The sequence below is a fragment of the Paraburkholderia aromaticivorans genome (assembly GCF_012689525.1).
In the GTDB taxonomy this organism is placed as follows: domain Bacteria; phylum Pseudomonadota; class Gammaproteobacteria; order Burkholderiales; family Burkholderiaceae; genus Paraburkholderia; species Paraburkholderia aromaticivorans_A.
Map to the genome: position 1 here is coordinate 1,213,789 of NZ_CP051515.1, position 15,389 is coordinate 1,229,177.

A 15,389-nucleotide genomic window follows, 5' to 3' on the forward strand; every position below is an offset into this window, starting at 1 on the left:
TTCGGCTAGTGCAATGACTTTTGCAGACGCAGCGCACAAGCCTGATCCCCTTTTTGTTGGCTTGATCGCTATCTCTCGATTTAAACGTTCTTTGCATATGAGTTCGGTGCGGTAGACAACACTGTGCCCGGCGGCGAGCGAATCAAATCGCCTGCCCGAACCGAACAGGTGGTCAAAAGATCGCGCCGCGAGACGTTGCTCGGCGACGCATGTAATTTTGTGTGAGGTCGCACATAGCATCGTTGTCTCGCGCAGTAATCTGTTTGCGAGAGTAGAGTGCCCAAGACCAAATACGAGGCATTGTCGGAATGCGACTGTTCGCCGGCGCCCGCCGGCCGACAGGCAGATAAATACATATAACGCTTTATTCCACTACCGGTGCACGGGATGAATCACGAGAATTTCGTCGGGGCCAGCATGCGCATGTATGCGCGCGAACCCATATTTCAGAACTTGCCGGAGCGCGTCGCAGAATCGCGCATGTCACGCTTCGCCGCGACGCTGGAAAACTTCACCGGTGAGCGTTTCGCGGACTATCCAGAACTACATGCTTATTCGACGCGCGAATTCCGCCGGTTCTGGCAGTGCTTTCTGCAGTGGACCGAGGGAATGGAATGGTGCGGTCAGGCGGAACCGGCCTGTGTCGGCGACGAATGCGAGACCGCGCGTTTCTTTCCGAACGTCGAGCTGAATTACGCACAAAGCGTTCTTGGGCGAAAGATCGCGCCGGACGAGTCGCCGGCAGTCACCGCCCGTTACGCCGATGGCCGCCGCGAAACGATGACGCGCGGCGAGCTGCGCGACCGGGTCGCGCGCCTTGCCTGTTCGCTGAACGAGCTCGGTCTGCGTCCGGGCGACCGCGTGGTCGCGATGATGCGAAACGACGCACAGGCAATCATCACCGCGCTCGCGGTGACGGCGCTGGGCGCGACGCTCTCCACCGCGGCGCCTGAAACCGGCGTGCAGGCGATCCTCGACCGCTTCGAGCCACTCGAGCCGCGCATGCTGTTCGCGCACACGACGCAGCGCTCATTCGATACGGCCGGCTCGATCGCTGCACACGTCGCCGCAGTGGCCGCGGCGTTGCCGACGCTCACCAACGTCATTTGCCTGGATGAAACGCCGCTGCCGAGCACGGTGAGCCAGTCTCAGCACTCGCTGCGCGATCTCATCGTTCAGGGTGACGCCGCACGGTTCGAATGGCGGCGCTTTCCGTTCAATCATCCGCTTTTCATCATGTTCTCGTCGGGCACGACGGGAAAGCCCAAGTGCATCGTGCACGGTGCCGGCGGCACCTTGCTCGAACATCTGAAAGAGCATCAGTTGCACAGCGACCTGGGTCCTGGCGACAAGCTGTACTTTCACACGAGTTGCTCGTGGATGATGTGGAACTGGCAGTTGTCAGTGTTGGCTTCGGGCGTCGAGATCGTCACGTACGACGGACCGGTTACGGAAGTCGACACGCTTTGGCGGCTGGTCGCCGATGAGCGCGTGACCGTATTCGGCACGAGTCCCGCCTATCTGAAGATGTGCGAGGACGCGGGCCTGAAACCCGGCGAGCAGTTCGGACTGGATGCGCTGCGCGCGATGATGTCGACGGGCGCCGTGCTCTACGACTCGCAGTTCGATTGGGTGCGCGCATACGTCAAGCCGTTGCAGCTCCAGTCGATTTCCGGAGGCACCGATATCATCGGCTGCTTCGTGCTCGGCAATCCGAATCTGCCGGTTTATGCAGGCGAAGCACAGTGCAGGAGTCTCGGCCTCGATGTTCAGGCGTGGAACGAGGGCGCACTCACCTCCATGACCGGCGAGCTGGTTTGCGTCAATCCGTTCCCGTCGCGCCCGCTTGGCTTCTTCGGCGACGCGGACGGCTCCCGCTTTCACGCCGCCTATTTCAAGGCGAACCCGGGCGTGTGGACGCACGGCGACATCATCGAGTTTTCGGCGCAGGGATCGGCGCGCCTGCACGGGCGCAGCGACGGGGTTCTGAATGTGCGCGGCATCAACGTGAGCCCCGGCGAGATCTACCGCATTGTCAGCAGTATTGGCGAGATCCATCAGTCGATGGTCGTCGCGCAGGCTGCCTATGACGCGAGCGGACCGGGCCAGCGCGTCGTGCTGCTGCTCGTGTTGCGCCGGGGCGCGAAGATGACCGCCGCGCTCGCTTCGCGCGTGCGGCGTGAGCTGATGCTGCAGGGTTCGGCGGCGCTCGTGCCGGACGTGATCGCCGAAGTCGAAGCGCTGCCCGTCACGCATAATGGCAAGGCCTCGGAGGCGGCCGCGCGCGATGCCGCGAACGGCCTGCCGGTGCGCAACCTGTCGTCGCTGGCGAACCCCGGATGCGTCGAGAAGATCAGCGCACATCCCGCGCTTGCCCGCACACGTCGCGAGTTACCGGAACCCGGCGAATCGGCCGAGCAGGTGGAAGTCTATCTATGCGCGCTCTGGGAGCAGCTTTTCAGCTTCTCGCCGGTCAGTCTCGACGACAACTTCTTTGAACTCGGCGGCCATTCGCTGCTCGCCGCGCAGATGCTCGCCGAAATACGGCTGGCAACCGGCCGAACCCTGCCGCTTGCGACGCTCATCATCGCGCCGACCATTGCGCGGCTCGCGGCCGTCATCACGGGCGCGCGCAAGCAGGACGCGCATCCCAACGTCGTGCCGATGCGTGCGGGTCGCGGAAGACCGGTCTTCATGCTTCATAGCATCACGGGTTCAGTCATGGAGTGCCTGACGCTGGCCGGCGCGCTGGCGAGCGAGCGGCCTGTGTACGGTCTGCAGGCGCGCGGGCTCGATGGCGACGAGGAGCCACAGCGATGCGTCGAGGAGATGGCGAGCGTCTATGTCGAGCAGATGCGTGCTGTGCAGCCGAGCGGTCCGTATGCGCTGGTCGGCTATTCGTTTGGCGGGCTCGTCGCGTTCGAGATAGCGCAGCAACTTGTCGCGGCGGGCGAGAAGATCGAGTTGCTGTGTCTGCTCGATACCTACGTGGATGAACGCTATTTGCCGTTGCATGAGTGGTTGTGCTTCCAGGGCGAAATCATGGCGGAGCGCGTGCGAGCGTTCCGAGCGCTTTCCGCACGCGGTCGCCTTGCCTATATGAAGGACAGGGTGTTCGGAGCCGCCGACCGGATTCGCATGCGGCTCGGCAGGATGGCCTCCAGGCCGGCAGCCGATACACAGGGGCTGCCGCCGGTACTGCGGCAGGTACGCGAGTCGATGCGCGTCGCAATGGCGACGTATCGTCCGCGCCGCTATCTTGGCAGCCCGATTGTGTACGTGCGCGCGTCCGGCAGGGAGGGCGGGCAGGGCGATCCGCTGCCGGCCTGGCAGCGCGTCGCAAGGAGCGGTCTGCTGGTGAAGACCATCAACGGCGCACATACCGACCTCGTTGTCGAACCGAACCTCGCCACGGTGGCCGATACGCTCGCGCGTAGGCTGGCCGGCGCGTAGCAAGTCGAAGGACGGTGCACCGTACAGCACCGATATCACGATCTGGTTCATCTGAAACTGCGCACGCGATCGATCCCGGACCGTCTGATCCGGTTCGACGACAAGAAGACTGATAGTCATGAAGCTCTTTCCCCTCAACTGAGATCGACGAAGTCAGGGCGTCCGTGCGCTGTCGCGCGGGTGCCTCGATGAGGACCCGATGATGAGCAGGAAAGGCGCGGCAATGATGGGAATCTAAGGAAATTCTGTGAAGTCCTAAGGCAATTGCGAAAGCGCCGGCTTGCGGAGAAGACATCACCGGGCGCGAAGCAAACGCCTTGTTCGAGCGCTTCGTCGAAGAGCTCTCGCGAGTCGAAGCGCCTTGGCAGTTCCAGTGCGTATTGTCGAAAATAGAATGTGCGCGATTCATTTATCTATATATGCATAAATACGGGACCATTCTTCGCTCTTGTTGAAATGCCGGATACGTCGTTCGTCCAATGAATGCGCTTGACCTGCTCGCGGTGGGAACGGCTTCGCCATGCTTGCGTGTCCGATCTTCTCCAGTACTATCCCGCCACAGATTCGCCTCCAGAAGACCAGAAGCGTCGATCCGGAGAGCGCAGCGACCGCATAACCTCGGGGCACAGCAGGCCTGTCGGCCGCGGCGGAGGACATGATGAGCGACGATCAGAAGGTCGGACAGGCGCGCAGCGATACGACGCGTCAGTGCTGGTTACTGCGACGCGCGCTCAAAGCGAAGATTTCCGAGGCGGAGAGGTTGATCGCGCAGGCGTTCGAGGGCGGTATCGAGATCGACCCCGCGGACATGGCAGTCGTCAGACGTGCGCGTCACGCCGTATGGCATTTCAGCGGCTCTGAAGACCTTGAGATCGCGCTCGACCGAACGCTGCTGCGACTCGTGAAGCAGGTGCGATATCCCAACGCGCAAGTTGCTGAAGACTTGCGTCGCGCTGACGAACTCGCGTCGTACGCCGCGTTTTCAGGCCATAACCTCGCGCCCGGCGACATCGCGGTTTTCTCGCGGGCCAGAGCCGCGCAGAAGCAGGGGACGTGGGACGCGGATGTCGAATCGGCCTTTTACCCGGCCGTAGACCGCCTGGCAAGCAGCACATTACCGGTGGTTGCGGAAACGGCGGGCGGCGAAGCCAGACGCGGCGCGCGTCGAGCGATCCGGATCTACACGTGGTCAGCCGTCGTGCTGACATTCGCCGTCGTTTCGCTCTCGTGCCTGCTTTTCACGGTCAATCAGGTGTCCGATGACGTGCTGCATACTGTTCAGCTCAACGACGCCGGCTCGATGGCACTGCATAATCAACTGGTGAGCTACGGCGAGAACATTGTGGTGTCGAAGCAGAAGACCGACCGTGAACTTCGAGCGCTGCTGGGTTCTGCTTATCAGGAAACTTTTGAATCGGGAAACGATACGCCCGAGGTTATCGAGGCGAGAGAGAAGGCGAGCAACGAACTGTATGCGCTGAGTAACTCGCAGCCCGCCTTGCAGATCAAAGAGAATCTGCAACAATTCGCAACCAACAACAGGCAGCTATTCAACGACGTGCATCGCATCCGGCTGATCGGACGGCTCCTGAATCTATCCGTGACTAACCGGTACACGGATCGTGATCCGGATTGTCCCGACACTGCGCCGAAACCGGTGCTCCTTCCTGTCAGTGCGGCCTCGTCTCCGGTAGCGTCGGATTGGATCTGTGATCAGAAGCGGATCCGGGACAGTCTGGAAATCAAGGTGCCGATGCTGCAACCGGTCATCAACGAGGGGAAGGACAAAGACAAGGACAATGACTATTCAGTCCATCCGGAGGGCGTAATAAAGGATGGATTCGTCAAGATCGCTGCCTATCAGGACATCCGGGCAATGGCGCTGTATGGGCGCGAGATCATCCTTTCTTTTGTCGGCGCGCTGACCGGCTTTGTCCTTCCCGTGGTTTATGCATGGCTGGGCGCGTGCGCGGCGATCCTGAGGAAGATAAAGATCGAGTGTGAGACGAACCGGTTTCATCCTGAGTACTCGAAGGTGGGGAATCGTTCGCATGTCACGTGTGCCATCATTGTCGGGATAGCGATCGGGTTATTCAGCGATCTTGTTCAGGGCGGCAAGAACATTTCGCCGCTGGGGGTCGCTTTCGTGGCCGGATATGCATCGGATAAGTTCTTCTATTTCGTGGACCGATTGGTCGATGTGATCTTTCCCTCGCGACAAACGGGTAGCGGTTCGGTTGCAACGGATGAGCGCAGCCCCACAACGACCGTGACTCATTCGGGGTTGCCGGTGAGCGGCGCTGCGTTTGCAGAACAGATTGAGAAGCCCAAGTTCACATAGTCGATCCGGACAGGCAAACGTGCGCCAACTTGTGCCGCGCCCTTTGCGGGGCTATGCACGGGCATTTCGCCCGTCTTCACCCGCTCCGGGCGCGCTCAATTCATCTCATCACACGCCGAAGTCGCGCAGACATGGCGTCGATCCCATCGGGCACCGTCACGGCGCGTCCGAGCATGGCGGAAGTCGCGGTGCGCACCGTATCGGAAATCTCTCCATAGCGGTCCGATACGGGGCGCGCTCGCGCCGATTCGAGGACGGGCTTGGCGGACGAGAACCAGGGCGCCGACTTCAGCACGGCTGCGTCCTGAAAGACGCCCGGGTTAGCGGGCATCATCGCCGCGTTGATGGCAAGAAACTTCGAGACCTCGGGTGTCGCCATCCACCGCACCAGCGCCACGGCATCCTTCTTTTGCGTCGAGTACGCGGACACGGCCCATTGCCAGCCGCCCGCGCACGTATCGCTGCTACCACCTGCCATCGCGGGGATGGGCATGATGCCGACCTTGTCCTTCACCGCGGAATCGGGCTCCTGGAAGTGGCCCCACACCATGCCCCAACTGACGGCGAATACCGCCTTGCCGCTTCTGAAATCAGTCGTGGTGTCCTGAGTCTTCACCTCCGCGACGTTCTTCTTGATGACGCCCTGATCAACCAGATTCAGCCACATGTTCATGCCTTTTTCGGCGGCCGGCTTGTCGAGGGCCAGGCGGCCGCTCGCATCGATCAACTCTTTACCCTGGCTCCAGTAAGGTGTCAGAAACGTACACACGGCGCCTTCGATCGGCGCACCCTGGATCGACAGTCCTTGTAGCGACGTGTCACGCTCGCCCGCGAGCACGGTCTTCGCTTCCGACGCAAGCTGGTCCCAGGTCTTCGGTTCAGGCAGGTGATACTTGGCGAGCAGGTCTTTGCGGTAGTACATGAACTGCGCATCCGCATACGCTGGGAGGGAGGTAATCTTGCCGTCGACGACGCTCGCCTTCGCGTAGGCCGGCATATACGATTTCATGATGTTCGTGGCATCGCTGCCCAGGTACTTGTCCAGCGGTTCGATCCACTGCGCGTGCATGTACTGCGCGGGATTCACGATGTCGATCATCATCACGTCGAGGCTCGAGTCGTGCGCGGACAGCACCGTGGAAAGGTATGCGCGCTGGAGTTCCGACGTGCTGCCGCCGGACTCGATGACGACCTTCACGCCGGGCGTTTTCCGCTCGAACTGATCGAACATCTTGCGCATCAGGTCCGGGCGGTTGGCGCCGCCTACGTAGACGCGAAGCGTGGTGTCGGCCATCGCGCTGTGTGCGAAAAGCGCCGCGACGGCAACGCATAGCGCCTTGCAATATCTCGTTTTCACATTGTCTCCTTTTCGTCTTTTATCGATCTATGCTCGCCGGCAGCGAGAGCAGATAATCCTGCCAGCGGCTTCCCTGCAAGACAAAAACTGGTGGCTCGCCGAGTTCGGCGCGGACTTCGACGCGCATGCCGCCCGCAAACACTTCTCCCGACCACAGATGGACCCATTGCGCACCGGCGGGCAGATACGGATGCCATGAGCGGACATCGACGGTATGCACGGGCGCCACTAGCAGCGACTCGCCATACAGGTACTGATCCTGGATGTCGTAAGTGCTGCGGTCGTCCGCATAGTGCAGGAACAAGGGGCGCTGCAGCGGCAAGCCGCGCTGCGCAGCTTCCTCGACCAGCTCGCGTACATAAGGCGACAGGGCGACGTGCAGGCGCGTCATGCGCGCGAGATGCCGCAACACGTCGACGTCCTGGTAGAACTGGAAGTTCTGCTCGGGCCGGTTGCCTTCGTGTGTGCGCATCATCGGCGTGAACGCGGCCATTTCGGCCCAGCGCTGAAACACCTCGGGCGTGCGCGTGTTGCCGAAGAGACTCGTATAGCCGCCGATATCGCTGTGATGATACGCGTTGCCGACGAGCCCCGCGGAGAGCGCGGCGCATATCACCGTTTGCAAGCCGTCGTGACGACTGAAATCGACCGACTGGTCGCCTGCCCACAGCATGGGGCAGTGCGCCTGCACGCCGGTGTAGCCCGAACGCATGAAGAACACGACCTCTCCGGTTTTACCCGCTGACGCGACCGCGTGCGCATTCACCTCGGCCCACTGCGAAGGGAACGCGTTGTGTGCCAGCATCGGATCCGCGCCGCTCGCGAGTTGCGCATCGACAGGCAGATACTCGCCGAAATCGGCCATCCAGCCGTCGTGGCCCTGATCCAGCATTTCACGCACGAGAATCCGTTCGCTGAACCAACGCGCGGCTGCGGGATTCGTGAAGTCCACGCTGGCGCACATGAACTCGCCGAAGTCGACGAGTTGCGCGGCGCCGCTCCTGTCGCGCACGAGATAGCCGAGTTCCCGTGCCTCCCTGAACAGCTGTCCGTCCTCACAGAGGTAAGGGTTCGCGTAGCCCATGAAACGGATGCCCGCGCCGCGCAGCGCCTGCACCCAGCGTGCGTGATCCGGATAGCGTTCTTCGTTCCAACGCCAATCCCAGAAGAGCCGCGTGCCAAACGATGTCTTGCGCACACCGGCCCAGTCTTCGCACCACAACGCGCTCACTTGCACGCCGTGTTCGAGGGCGAGCGCCAGCACATGGTCGGCATGACGGCGTCCGTTTTTCAGGCCGAGCACCGCGCCCTGATGCAGCCATTCCGGCAGGCGCGGCTGGCGGCCAAAACGTGTCGACAGGCGCTCGACCAACGTCGCGAAGTCGTCAGCCAGCGTGAATTCCAGTTGTTCGGGGACGCCCCAGAAATGCAACTCGTGATACTCCGCGCGACGAAAATCGAAGTCGGCGTAGGCGGTGGTCTGCGCATGCAACGCGTAGCGGTGCGAGGACACGAAAGTGGGTTGCGGATAGTAGGTCTTGTAGTAGTCGCCCCCGCCGCCGCCCGCGATTTCGGCTTGCCACGTGATGTGAGTCGACTTGTCCCGGCCGACACCTGGCTCCGAGGTCCAGAGCGGAAAATGCCGTCCGCGCAGATTGAAGTAGGAGAACTGTTCACCGCAGCCCCATACGTATTCATCGGCCTCTGCGGGTACGCGCCACCAGAGGCGGTTGATCCGCGCATCGTGTGACTGAATGCGCAAATGCACGCCGGTCTCGACCGGCACGATCTCGACGCTCAGAACAACGGGACCATCCGCGCTCATTGAAAAATCAATGCATTCGCGACCATTGCGTCTTTGCAGCCGCGCGGCGCGCAGCGCGATCTTCTCGTCGAGATCGTCGCGCAAGTCAGCGTGGCCCTTGCGCGTCTTCACGATCGCGGTTCCGATGCCGACGAAGCAGCAAGGCCGTGTCTCGTGATGGTTGAACAATACGCGGCCTCCTGCCTTGAGGGTCAGGGTGCCGTGTTCGAACTCCAGTGTCATTGCTGCGCTCCCGTCGTAGCGGGCTGGCCGGCAAGGCCTGGCCCATTGGGCAAGTGACGGCGCGTGTCTGGCAAGACGCCACGCGCCGGATGGTTGGAACAGGCTGTCCAGGTTTCGCGTAGCCAGCGCGCGCAGGCCACGTTGTCGTCGAACAGCGAATAGCGCGAACCCGCGCCGTAGTCGTGAAACGGCAGGATTTCCGTACTGACGTGTCCGAGCCGGCTCGACGGCGCGCGCGCATGATGCGCGAGCAGCGTGCGCATGACATGCTTCCATGGCTCGAGTGCCGCTTCGTTCCAGGCGCTGTGCCAGCTGCCGGCGGGTGGATTGCGAAACGGATACTGGATGCCGCGCCCTGGCCGGCCGTCGGCGCCGCGGCTCCATACGTTGACGGGATTGTTCGGCACGGCGGGGCGCGCGTGGGCGTGTCCGACAAGATTGCCGCTGATCCAGCGCTGGATCACACTGTGTTCATCAACAGGGTCGAGCCGCACGCGGCCCGCCTGCACGTCGGCGAGCATGCCTTGCGCTCGCTGTTCGCCGGTATTGCCGATCTTGTGGATGACATGCGATGGATCGAGCGTGATGTTGAACGGCACGCCTTCGCGTTCCACCAGCCGCGCCACTTCCTCGACCCGCCCGAAGTGCTCGGACCACATGTCCACATGCACTTCGAAGCACGGCGTCACGCCTACCTTCGCACCCACGTTCAAGGCGTGCAGGTAGGCGGCTGCAACGCGGGCATTCGATACCGGCACGCCGTTCGCATCGAGATGCCGCAGCTGGACGTTCTGTACCTTCGCGCCCAGTTCGCCGCCGATGCGCATATGCCAGTCCAGCAGCGGCTCATCGCGTTCGAGCATGTAGATGAATGCGCCTGCGCGGATCGGCAGCTTGTAGCGCTCGCTCATCCGCAGATGGAGATCGATCTCATGCGGTGGCGGCGAGCGTTCGTAGTAGTCGAAGACGCCTGCCTCGCTGACCATGCGAAAACGGGCCTCAAGATCGAACGTGTCGGCGTCGGTGTGCACCACGCTGTTGCCCGTGATGCCGATGAGGAGAGTAGCGGCGGTTGTCATGGATGCATGATCGCCGCTCGGTCGATCATGCGCTGCGCGGATCGTGCTGAGGTGTCTTCACTTGCCGCTAAACTGCGTTGTCGCCCAGCAATTCGCGCGGCGTCACGCCGGTGGCGTCATAAAGCACGCGGGCAAATTGCGCATAGCTGCCGAAGCCCGCGTCGAACGCAGCCTGCGTCAGGTTGCGACAGCCGCCGAGTTGCAGTTGTTCCTGGAAACGCCGCAAGCGGACATGGTTGCGATGTGCGGAGACGGATCGCTCGACCTGTTCGGCGAACAGGTGGCTCAGGCGGCTCGGGCTCAGATGGACCACCTGCGCGAGTTTGGGCAGCGGGATCGACGGATCCGCGTCGAGTAGCGCCAGCGCTTTGATGATGGCGGGATGCATCGGACGGCCGGCGCGGCCATCGTGCGCCTCGGTGATCCGGACGGCCGCGTCGAACCACCAGGCGAGCCCGTTGGCATGATGAGCCGGGTCGTCTTCGCACTCCGTCAGCGATTGCAGCACCGAGGTCAGATGGTTGCGCTCGCTTTCGCGCAGCCGGTGCGGACGGGCAAACTGCTCGCGCTCCTGCGCGGAGGTCGGCACGCGTTGCGTGCGCGACGCGAGAAAGCCGGGCCGGCCGAGGATCACCCACAGCGACATGTCGTCGCTCGCATCGATCAGCATGTGCGGCTGCTCGGGAAAGAGCCACATCAGATCACCACGCGTCAGGTTCTGGATGCGATCGTCCACCAGATAGCGGCAGGTGCCCGACTCGACCAGATTCGCCTCGATCTCGACGTGGCTGTGCGGACTGGTGCGGCGCTTGTAACGCGGTTGGGCCGCGGGGCTCAGCCAGCACATTCCGGATAGCGCACTAGGGATGATGTCGATCGTCTGAGCCATTTACCGTGTCCTCATTCTGTCCTCACAACGGCCAGATACGCTCTGCATGAATCATGGCGTGCGGGCTGATCTTGCGGCCCGGCGCGGCGCTTGCCTGCGAGCCGCCATTGTTCGGGGGCACCTGGTTTTCTGTCAAGAAGGGGAGTACGCGGATAGCGGTGGGGGAAACCCTTGCCAATACGATGGCGACATGGGCATAGCTCGTACCTAGCACGAAATGCAGAGACGTCAGTTTGATCGGCAGAGATCGCCGCGAAAGTTGGGCCTAATCTGGAGGCTCTTTGACGACAGGAGCGACACGATGCTCAGCCAGGACCAGATCGACAGTTTCAGGAAGAAGGGTTATTGCGTGATCGAGAATGCGATGTCGGAGCAGGAACTGGAGGGCGCCCGCGACGCCGCCGACGCCCTCGTGGAAGCAGCAGTAAAAGGCCGGCCATATCCGCCGTCGTTTCTGCGGGAAGGCCAGGCATACAGCGCTATCAGCAAGGGGAACCGGCACTTCTTCTCGAACCGTTGCGAGATCTTTCCCGCGCTCGATCGATTTATCAAAGGCCAGATGATGGCGGAACTCGCCTCCGATCTGCTGGGGCCGAAGGTGTATCTGTTCAATGAACAGCTCGTGGTGAAGGCGCCGCAGCATGGCGACAGTTTCGCCTGGCACCAGGACTCAGGCTATGTGCCGTTTGCGCATCAGCCGTACCTCACGGTCTGGTGCGCGCTCGACCGCTCGACGCGCGATAACGGTACGCTGTTCGTGATTCCGCGTGACATCTCGCAGGACCTCTCCGTGACGAAACACGAGTGGGATTCGAACGGCGCCAATCTGGTGGGTTTTCGCGGCGACGAAGAGGGTGAGGTGATCGAAGTGCCGGCTGGCGCGGCGGTGGCGTTCTCGAGCGTCATGATGCACCGCACGGGCGCGAACCGCACCGCGCATCCGCGCCGCGCGCTGGTTTGCCAGTACACCGCCGAGCCGTTGCTGCGTCCCGAAACGGGGCGGCCACACAACCGGGCGGTGCCGATGCCGTGCGCGGCCGGAACCGTGGATGCCTGAAGCGTGGTGAAACGCGTGAACAGGAGGCGCCGCCGCTTATGAACCGTAATCCGCCGCCGATGCCGGATTGGTTGGACGCGGCAGTCGGGCGAGTCGCCGACGCTCGGCCTTGCGTGCGTCCCGGGCAGCGTCTTCGCTGTTCGCGGTCCGCACGGCGGAGGCGCCGTTCGCCGCAGCCGGCAGTGACGTGTTGCTGTCGGCGAAAGCCGCGGAAGCGGCGAAACCGAGCGATGCCAATAGCACGCAGGAGGAAATGAGACGTTGTCTCGTAGTCATTTTGCGGGACTCCTTCTGGAAAAAGCCGATTTGAGCGGAGCGGCTCATCGGACTTGTGTCGGTTATTAATTAGGGTAGCAATTTTCATCGCGGGCAGGCAAGGACAGGTTGCAGGAAGGGAAGTAAAAGACTATTGCGATTCTTGAGTGCAATCAGATAGTTAGATTTGACTGCATTAACTGATGTGAATGATACGACTTTAAATTTACTGAGTCTGGGAGGTTAATTCGGCGAATCTTCACGGTAATTGAATGCGAATAAAAGGCAACACAATCTAGAGGTAGCCGATTGGACAAGACACTCAGACGACTCGAAGCGTTGCGCAGTCAACGCTGGCTTGCCCCGGACGACATGCGCTCCTTTGCGCACCGGCAGCGTCTTCAGCAAATGGGTTTGCGGCGCGAGGAATTCATGACGCGGCCGGTCATCGCCGTCGTCAATACGTGGAGCGATCTGTCGCCGTGTCATAGCCATCTGCGCGAAACGGCCGAAGCCGTGAAGCGCGGCATTCTGCTGGCCGGTGGTTTGCCGTTCGAGTTACCGGCCATGTCGCTCGGTGAAGTGATGGTCAAGCCGACCACCATGCTGTATCGCAACTTTCTGGCGATGGAAGTCGAGGAACTGCTGCGCTCGCTTCCGATCGACGGCGCGGTGCTGCTCGGCGGATGCGACAAGACCACGCCGGGCCTGCTGATGGGCGCGTTGAGCGCGGACCTGCCGTGCATTTTCGTGCCGGCGGGACCGATGCTCAACGACCGCTACCGTGGCGTGCCCGTCGGCGCGGGAACGCACACCAAGCTGTTCTGGGACGAATACCAGGCCGGCAATCTCCCGCAGACCGAATGGGTGGCGCTCGAAGCACGGATGACGCGCACGCCCGGCACGTGCAACACCATGGGCACGGCCAGCACGATGACGTCGATCGCGGAGGCGATGGGCTTCGTCTTGCCAGGTGCGAGCAGCATTCCGGCGATGGATTCCGCGCATACCCGCATGGCGTCGGCCAGCGGTGCGCGCATCGTCGAGATGGTCTGGGAGGATCTGCGGCCTTCGACGTTCTTCGACGCGCATGCGGTTGATAACGGCATCGTCGCCTATATGGCGCTGGGCGGGTCGACCAACGCGGCGATTCATCTGATTGCCGTAGCCGGGCGAGGTGGCGTGGTGCTCACGCTCGACGACCTCGCGCGCAAAGGCGAGGGCATTCCGGTGCTGGCCAACGTCTTTCCATCAGGCGACCGCTTGATGGAAGACTTCTATTACGCCGGGGGCTTGCCCGCTTTGCTGCTGCAGGTTCGCGACCTGTTGCATCTGGATTGCCGGACGGTCAACGGCCTGACGCTCGGCGAGAACCTGGAGCAGGCGCGTTGCATGGACGCGGAGACGCTGCGTCCACGCGACAATCCGGTCGCGCACGCGGGCGCACTGGCGGTGCTGCACGGCAACCTCGCGCCCTCGGGCGCCGTCATCAAGCCCAGTGCCGCGAGCGAGAAGTTCCTTAAGCACGCGGGCCCCGCACTGGTGTTCGATTCGATGGCGGAGATGAATGCGCGCATTCATGACGAGGCGCTCGATGTCACCGAAAACACCGTACTGGTACTACGCAACGGCGGCCCGCTCGGTGCGCCCGGCATGCCGGAGTGGGGCAATCTGCCGATCCCACGCAAGCTGCTGGCCGCCGGTGTGCGCGACATGGTGCGGCTGTCGGATGCGCGCATGAGCGGCACGCACTACGGAACCTGCGTCCTGCACATCGCGCCCGAGGCGGCGGCGGGCGGGCCGCTCGCGCTCATTAAAACCGGCGACATTGTCGAACTCGACGTGGCGGCGGGCCGCCTCGACATGCGCGTCAGCGAGGCCGAGCTGGCGCGTCGCCGTGCGCAATGGCAACCCGCTGCGCCGCTTTGCAAGCGAGGCTATACGCGGATCTTTCTGGAGCATGTCACGCAGGCCCACGAAGGCTGCGACTTTGATTTTCTGATGGGGCGAGAAACCCCGCTCGAACCAACGATTTTCTAAGGAACCCATCGCGATGGACAAGAACAGCACACACACGGACTCGAATGGCTTCAGGCGCGCGCTCGCGGCAGATGGTGTGCCGTTGGGCACGTGGCTGATGTCGGGAACCGCCAGCACTGCCGAAGCGCTCGGCCGCGCGGGCTTCGACTGGCTGTTGATCGACATGGAGCATGTGCCGATCGAATTCCGCGACACGTGGCAACTGCTGCAGGCGGTCGGCTGCACGCCGGCGACGCCCATCGTTCGGCTGGCGGCGAACGATCCCGTACTGGCCAAGCGTGCGCTCGACATGGGCGCGCAGACCTTGATGTTTCCCTTCGTCGAAACCGCGGACGATGCGCGGCGCGCGGTCGCGTCGACGAAATACCCCCCGCTGGGTACGCGAGGTTACGCGGCGATGCATCGCGCGAGCGGCTATGGCACGCAGGCCTCGTACAGCACCGAGGCGAACCAGACGACCGCCTGCATCGTGCAACTGGAAACCCCTGCGGCCATCGAACGGCTCGAACAGATCGCCGCAGTGCCGGGTGTCGATGCGCTGTTCGTCGGCCCGGGCGACCTGTCCGCCGCCATGGGCAAGATCGGTAACCTGAAAGACGAAGCGGTGCAGGCGCTGATTCGCGAGGCCGCGCAACGCGCGCGCCGGATCGGCATGCCGATCGGCATCGTGGGGCCGACGCCCGAGATGGTCGATTCGTTCGTGCGTGCGGGCTACGGCTATGTCGCCATCGCGTCGGATATGGGCATGATGATGCGGCAGGCGGCGGCGTGGCTGGCTGATCTCAAGGGCCGTGTGGTGGCGACGGAAAGTGCCGGGCCGTATTGAGCGCCGTAGGCCTCGCGCAAGCAAGGCAAGCACTACAGGCAGCAC

10 protein-coding genes are annotated in these 15,389 nt (G+C 62.5%); 5 read left to right on the plus strand and 5 right to left on the minus strand.

Annotated elements, in window-relative coordinates; translation table 11 throughout:
- Positions 1-387: 387 nt before the first annotated feature.
- Complete coding sequence (locus HF916_RS17305) at positions 388-3,453, plus strand: acetoacetate--CoA ligase (protein WP_168790099.1); 3,066 nt, start codon at positions 388-390, stop codon at positions 3,451-3,453.
- Positions 3,454-4,111: 658 nt separating this feature from the next.
- A complete protein-coding gene (locus HF916_RS17310) occupies positions 4,112-5,794 on the plus strand; it encodes a hypothetical protein (RefSeq protein WP_168790100.1) in 1,683 nt (560 codons plus the stop codon).
- A 100-nt stretch (positions 5,795-5,894) separates the two neighbouring features.
- On the opposite strand, the gene HF916_RS17315 is transcribed toward HF916_RS17310, so the two are convergent.
- From HF916_RS17315 to HF916_RS17330, 4 genes are all read right to left on the minus strand, one after another.
- The gene (locus tag HF916_RS17315; protein WP_206001902.1) at positions 5,895-7,151 is read right to left on the minus strand and encodes an ABC transporter substrate-binding protein; all 1,257 of its coding nucleotides are present in this window, start codon (positions 7,149-7,151) and stop codon (positions 5,895-5,897) included.
- 19 nt (positions 7,152-7,170) lie between these two features.
- A complete protein-coding gene (locus HF916_RS17320) occupies positions 7,171-9,198 on the minus strand; it encodes an alpha-glucosidase (protein WP_168790101.1) in 2,028 nt (675 codons plus the stop codon).
- A complete protein-coding gene (locus HF916_RS17325; protein WP_206001903.1) occupies positions 9,195-10,277 on the minus strand; it encodes a xylose isomerase in 1,083 nt (360 codons plus the stop codon). The genes HF916_RS17320 and HF916_RS17325 overlap by 4 nt, the downstream gene beginning before the upstream one ends.
- Before the next feature lie 67 nt (positions 10,278-10,344).
- Positions 10,345-11,166, minus strand: a complete 822-nt coding sequence (locus tag HF916_RS17330) for an AraC family transcriptional regulator (RefSeq protein ID WP_168790102.1) — start codon at positions 11,164-11,166, stop codon at positions 10,345-10,347.
- Positions 11,167-11,467: 301 nt separating this feature from the next.
- On the opposite strand from HF916_RS17330, the gene HF916_RS17335 reads away from it, so the two are divergent.
- Positions 11,468-12,223 carry a phytanoyl-CoA dioxygenase family protein gene (locus tag HF916_RS17335; RefSeq protein WP_168790103.1) on the plus strand — a complete coding sequence of 252 codons (756 nt, stop codon included), beginning with the start codon at positions 11,468-11,470 and terminating at the stop codon, positions 12,221-12,223.
- 36 nt (positions 12,224-12,259) lie between these two features.
- Here the strand turns inward: HF916_RS17335 and HF916_RS17340 are convergent, their stop codons facing one another.
- A complete protein-coding gene (locus tag HF916_RS17340) occupies positions 12,260-12,499 on the minus strand; it encodes a hypothetical protein (RefSeq protein WP_168790104.1) in 240 nt (79 codons plus the stop codon).
- Positions 12,500-12,850: 351 nt separating this feature from the next.
- Between HF916_RS17340 and HF916_RS17345 the strand changes: the two genes are divergently transcribed.
- Together HF916_RS17345 and HF916_RS17350 are read left to right on the plus strand one after the other, a co-directional pair.
- Positions 12,851-14,518 (plus strand): IlvD/Edd family dehydratase, encoded by a 1,668-nt coding sequence (locus HF916_RS17345; protein WP_240975660.1) that lies wholly within the window; start codon positions 12,851-12,853, stop codon positions 14,516-14,518.
- 13 nt (positions 14,519-14,531) lie between these two features.
- The gene (locus tag HF916_RS17350) at positions 14,532-15,344 is read left to right on the plus strand and encodes an HpcH/HpaI aldolase family protein (protein ID WP_168790106.1); all 813 of its coding nucleotides are present in this window, start codon (positions 14,532-14,534) and stop codon (positions 15,342-15,344) included.
- The last annotated feature ends 45 nt before the right edge of the window (positions 15,345-15,389 follow it).

Bases quoted from the DNA above. Each gene is read 5' to 3' on its own strand.
- HF916_RS17340 (WP_168790104.1), bottom strand. From the start codon at position 12,499: ATGACTACGAGACAACGTCTCATTTCCTCCTGCGTGCTATTGGCATCG.
- HF916_RS17350 (WP_168790106.1), top strand. From the start codon at position 14,532: ATGGACAAGAACAGCACACACACGGACTCGAATGGCTTCAGGCGCGCG.
- HF916_RS17330 (WP_168790102.1), bottom strand. From the start codon at position 11,166: ATGGCTCAGACGATCGACATCATCCCTAGTGCGCTATCCGGAATGTGC.
- HF916_RS17320 (WP_168790101.1), bottom strand. From the start codon at position 9,198: ATGACACTGGAGTTCGAACACGGCACCCTGACCCTCAAGGCAGGAGGC.
- HF916_RS17310 (WP_168790100.1), top strand. From the start codon at position 4,112: ATGAGCGACGATCAGAAGGTCGGACAGGCGCGCAGCGATACGACGCGT.
- HF916_RS17335 (WP_168790103.1), top strand. From the start codon at position 11,468: ATGCTCAGCCAGGACCAGATCGACAGTTTCAGGAAGAAGGGTTATTGC.
- HF916_RS17305 (WP_168790099.1), top strand. From the start codon at position 388: ATGAATCACGAGAATTTCGTCGGGGCCAGCATGCGCATGTATGCGCGC.
- HF916_RS17345 (WP_240975660.1), top strand. From the start codon at position 12,851: ATGCGCTCCTTTGCGCACCGGCAGCGTCTTCAGCAAATGGGTTTGCGG.
- HF916_RS17325 (WP_206001903.1), bottom strand. From the start codon at position 10,277: ATGACAACCGCCGCTACTCTCCTCATCGGCATCACGGGCAACAGCGTG.